This window comes from Aquipseudomonas alcaligenes NBRC 14159, assembly GCF_000467105.1.
GTDB classification, from domain to species: Bacteria; Pseudomonadota; Gammaproteobacteria; order Pseudomonadales; family Pseudomonadaceae; genus Aquipseudomonas; species Aquipseudomonas alcaligenes.
The window spans coordinates 1-4,394 of record NZ_BATI01000078.1 but is presented as its reverse complement, the minus strand read 5'-3'; the positions used below and the strand labels follow the sequence as shown (position 1 = coordinate 4,394).

General features: G+C 68.2%; 6 protein-coding genes and 1 pseudogene. 5 read left to right on the top strand and 2 right to left on the bottom strand.

What is annotated here, in order from left to right:
* From PA6_RS21975 to PA6_RS21965, 3 genes and pseudogenes are all read left to right on the top strand, one after another.
* Positions 1–300, top strand: a pseudogene (locus tag PA6_RS21975) (replication initiation protein); the annotation flags it as partial.
* Positions 291–530: a hypothetical protein gene (locus PA6_RS21970; protein WP_021703166.1), complete on the top strand. Its 240-nt coding sequence runs from the start codon at positions 291–293 to the stop codon at positions 528–530. The pseudogene PA6_RS21975 and the gene PA6_RS21970, both read left to right, overlap by 10 nt.
* A gap of 39 nt (positions 531–569) precedes the next feature.
* Positions 570–1,046 (top strand): hypothetical protein, encoded by a 477-nt coding sequence (locus PA6_RS21965; protein ID WP_021703165.1) that lies wholly within the window; start codon positions 570–572, stop codon positions 1,044–1,046.
* 2 nt (positions 1,047–1,048) lie between these two features.
* Here the strand turns inward: PA6_RS21965 and PA6_RS21960 are convergent, their stop codons facing one another.
* Together PA6_RS21960 and mobQ are read right to left on the bottom strand one after the other, a co-directional pair.
* Complete coding sequence (locus PA6_RS21960) at positions 1,049–1,240, bottom strand: hypothetical protein (RefSeq protein WP_021703164.1); 192 nt, start codon at positions 1,238–1,240, stop codon at positions 1,049–1,051.
* Positions 1,237–2,901 carry a MobQ family relaxase gene (mobQ, locus tag PA6_RS22595; protein ID WP_021703163.1) on the bottom strand — a complete coding sequence of 555 codons (1,665 nt, stop codon included), beginning with the start codon at positions 2,899–2,901 and terminating at the stop codon, positions 1,237–1,239. Before mobQ ends, PA6_RS21960 begins: the two co-directional genes overlap by 4 nt.
* 159 nt (positions 2,902–3,060) lie before the next feature.
* On the opposite strand from mobQ, the gene PA6_RS21950 reads away from it, so the two are divergent.
* A complete protein-coding gene (locus tag PA6_RS21950; RefSeq protein ID WP_021703162.1) occupies positions 3,061–3,345 on the top strand; it encodes a hypothetical protein in 285 nt (94 codons plus the stop codon).
* Between the two features lie 627 nt (positions 3,346–3,972).
* The coding region (locus PA6_RS21945) for a RepB family plasmid replication initiator protein (protein WP_255209951.1) at positions 3,973–4,394 on the top strand (422 nt) is incomplete at its 3' end.

Genomic DNA, 4,394 nt, shown 5'->3' with positions numbered 1-4,394 from the left:
AGCTTGTCCAGCTTCTACGCCGTGCGGCTGTACGAGCTCATGAGCCAGTTCCTCAAGCTCGGCCAGCGCGAGTGCACCCTCGATCAGCTGCGCCAGATGCTCGACCTGGGCGACAAGTACCAGGACGTGAAGAACCTCCGCGTGCGGGTGCTCGATCCGGCGCTCAAGGAGCTGAACGCCGGCACTGACCTGGCAGTGACGGCAGAGCCGCGCCGCCAGGGCCGCAAGATCGTGGGCTTCAGCTTCACCATCACCAAGAACGACCAGCTACCGCTGAACCTGGAGGCCGCATGCAACTGAACACCAACGACCGCGACGCGCTGCTGCGCCTCGCTGAGCGCGCCACCGAGGTGGCCGCGTGGGCTGAGCCACGCGACCCCTGGGAACGCTCCAGGATCGAGGCCGCGCTCCAGGAGCTGGCCGAGGAGCTGCGCGCCTGGGGCGAGCAGCTGACCGAGTACGCTCAGGGGCTGGAGAGCGCGTTGGGCGGCGGCCCAGACGCTGTGCAGCGGGACGATTTCCGCCTATAGTCGTTTCTAGTAATGATCTAGAAATGACCGGAGGCGGGTATGGCTGATTTGTTCGATCACCTGGAGGACGCGGAGCGCGCCCAGGGCGTGGCCGACCCGGCTGCCGTCCTGACTGATGACCAGCTGGAAGAGGGCGGCCTGCGCCAAGTCCGGGCCTTCGTCCGCACCAGGGCGAGCCGCAACGCGCTGCGCGTGCAGAAGCACCGCGAGAAGGCTGCCGCCGAGGGGTTAGGACAGGTCAACGTGGTGGCCCCAGAGGCCGCCAGGGACGTGCTCAAGGCCATAGCGAAGCGCACGGCAGGGGGTGAGCCCCTGGAGGCCGTCCTGCGCGATCTGGCGGGCCTACAGCGCCCCCAGGCGGTGCCGGGGCCGGCACCTGCACCTGCACCGAAAGTTGACACATCGCCAGCGCCTGAGCGCCCGTCGAAGCTGCCAGAGGCTGACGCCCTGGTGGTCGCTGCCGCGCACGCGCCGGGCCTGCGCGGCTGGCTCATTCGCCGCCTGGCAGGCGTCTGATGTCAGGAGGACGCCGGCCCGGATTTCCGACCATAGTCGGAATCCAGGGCGCTGCGCGCCTCCTGGATGGCCTGCTCGATGCTGAGCGATCCCGCGACATAGCGCTGCACCAGGTCGCCCGCCAGCGGCGTCTGAGGGCCGCTGGTGAGCGCCTGCGACGCCCTGGCCAGGCGTGCTGCCTCGGCCCGCGTCACCGGCCACCCATCCCGCGAGGGCGATGCCTGGGCGGGTCAGGGTCACGGCCCTGGCCCCTGGCGTGCTCCAGGACGGTTTCGCGGGGCTGCTCATGCCACTGGCCAGTGCCATCGTGCAGCCACTGCACGCGCAGCGCCTTGTCAGGCTCTGGCGTGTCGCGCCGGTAGCGCTCGCCGTCCCGCTCGTACTCGTACCAGCGCGCCTGCTGGATGCGCTGTATGCCGTCCAGGAGCCGCTGCTGGTTGCTCAGCAGCCCAGCCAGGGGCGTACCACCCTGCCGCTGCTTCTCGGCCTGCTGGGGGCCTTCCTGGAGCTGCTGCCGGGGTCTGTGCTTGGCGTCGTACTCCCGGCCCGCCCGGATCGACACGGCGTAGGGCTCCATGCCCTGGTCGAACTCGCGTTCGACCTTCGCCTCCACCGCCTTCACCGAGTGCTCGGCCAGGGCCAGCGCCTTGGCCGCTTCGCTGTCGGCATGGCGCAGCCGCGCCGCCTCCTGCTCGGCGGCTTTCGCTGCCTCGGCCCACGCCCGCGCCTGGTCGGCGTGGTGCTTGGCCTTGGCCCGCAGCTCGTCCGCGGGGCCGGTGCTGCCGATCGCTGCGCGGATGCGGTGCTGCTCAAGCCAGGTGTCGGCGTCGCGCTCCAGGCGTACCGCCTTGGCCGCGTGGCCGGCCTCCTGCTGCTGCGCGTGCAGCGCCTTGGCCTGGGCCTCGGGCAAGCCCTTGGCCAGCCGCTCTGCCGCGTATTCGCGGTCACCCTTGGCCGTGTGCAGCACGTACCGCGCACGCACCACCTGGTGGTGCTGCTCGCGGTGCTCGATGCGCGCCTGCTTCACCGCCTCGGCCATCACCTGGTCACGCTCGGACGGTGCCGGCGCTGCCGCTCTCGCGGCCCGCGCCTTCTCCAGGTCGATGATCTGCGCCTCGACGCGGCCCAGCTCCGCCCGGTCGCTGCGCACCTGGCGGGCGTAGTCGCTGAGCTGCACCACGTTCGACGGCGCGCCTCGGCGGCGCATGGCCGTCACGGCGGGGCCTTCGTGCACCGGCTTGGGCGCATCGATCCCCTGGGCGGCCAGGCTGCGCATGTCGATGCGGGCATCGACGCCAGCCCGGGCCAGCGCCTGGTTGGTGCGCTCCTCGACCATGCCCCTGATCCACGTCACCTCTGCCGAGCTGCGCGGCTTCACGTCCAGCTCGCGGGTCTTCTCGCCCAGCCGGCCGGCTGCGTCCATCCGGCGCGTGGTGAACATGATGTGCGCGTGGTGGTTGCGCTCGTCCCCTTCCCTTCCGGGTCGGTGGATCGCCGCCTCGGCCGCAACGCCGTAGCGCTCGACGAGCGCCCCGGCGATGCCGTCCACCAGCTCCCGCCGCTGCGCGTCGGTCAGCTCGTGCGGCAGGGCGACCAGCAGCTCACGGGCGACCTGGGAGTTCTTCCGGTTCTCGACTGCCTCGGCCTGGTTCCACAGCTGCGCTGTGGTCATGGCCGGGGCACCGTCCGGCAGGTACATGGCCACGCCCACGACACCACCCTTGCGGGTGTAGTCGTGGACTTGGCCGGTGCGCTCGTCGGTGATCTGGGTGCCAGTCCGATACGCAGCAGCAGCAGTGGCCGAGCGGCCACCGCTTCTGCTGATGCTCTGGACTGATGCGGACCCAATCGCCACGCCGCTTTGCTCCTGCTCTTGATCTTGCTTTTGCCCCGTAGGGGCCGCACGCAAACGGAGTTTGCTAAAGTGCGCCCTTCATTTGCCAGGGGGGCTGTCTGTGCGCGGCCTCAGGATAGCGTAAACTCTCCACCACTGCACCGCCTGGGAGGCCCAACGATGAGCGCAAACCTCGACGACTTGAAACGCAAACGCGACCAACTGAACGCCCGCATTCAACAGGCCGAAGCCCGCATGCGGGCAGGCCAGAAGAAGGCCGAGGACAGGGTGAAGGTGCTGGTCGGCGCGGCCATCCTCCAGGAGGTGCGCGAGGGCCGGCTCGCCCTGGATGAACTGCTCGGCGTCATGGGCCAGTTCCTGGCCCGCCCGACCGAGCGCACCGCCGTCCTGGGCGACGAGGGCAAGGGCAGCGACACGCTGCTCCAGCTCACTCGCGGACAATAGTCCGCAGAAGCGCCTCCGGCGGCCCTCCGGGGGTCCCTCGCCGGGCAGCAGGGGTGCGGGGGGAAGAGCACCCCCCACACCCCTGGCAGAGGGTTGGGGTCGCTGCACGGCGTCAAGGGGCCGAGGCTTCGCCCCTTCGGGGCTGCAGGCCGCACCAACCCCTTGACCCCGCTCCGCTCTACCAGCCGACTCGCCCCCCGCTTCCTGATCACCCGGCAAGCGAAGCGCGCAGGCCGAAGGCAGCGCCGTGAAGGAGCGAAGCAGCCCTTGCAGGGCCTCCAGGTAGGGACTCGGTGTCAGTAGGGCGCACAGCGACTGGAAGGGCGCCAGACCTACAGGTCAGGTGCCGAATCAGGGAGAGATTCCGGCTCTGCTTTTGCCCCCTCGGGGCTTTTAAATCTTGTTGTTCTTGTTTTTACCTTGTTTTCGGACACCCCAAAGCCTTGATTTGTAAGGGTTTTATGCCTCCTATCAGGTACAGATTCCGGGTTTAAGAGGTACAGATTCCGGGTTTAAGAGGTACAGATTCCGGCTCTATGGGGTACAGATTCCGGCTATTTTCCACAGGACAGGTACAGGTACAGTTGCCTGTACCTGTACCTTATGCAACTATCAGGTACAGATTCCGTGCAGGGGGTTGCAGTGAGCGAGCTGGTCGATAACAAGGTCACCCAGTCAAACCGGCTGGTCGAGGCGTCACACACGCTGACGCTCAACGAGAAGCGCCTCGTGCTGTGCGCTGCGTCGCTGATAGATCCACGCAAGCCGCTACCCAAGGACGGCTACCTGACCATCCGGGCCGATGCCTTCGCTGACGTTTTCGGCCTGGACGTGCGCCACGCCTACGAGGCCCTGGACGATGCCGCCAGCCGCCTTTTCGAGCGCGACATCCGTCGCTACTCGAAGGGCAAGATCGTCGAGCGCATGCGCTGGGTGTTCCATGTGAAGTACCGCGAGGGCCAGGGCTGCGTAGAGCTGGGCTTCTCGCCCACGGTGCTGCCGCACCTGACGATGCTCAACCGGGAGTTCACCAGCTACCAGCTTAAGCA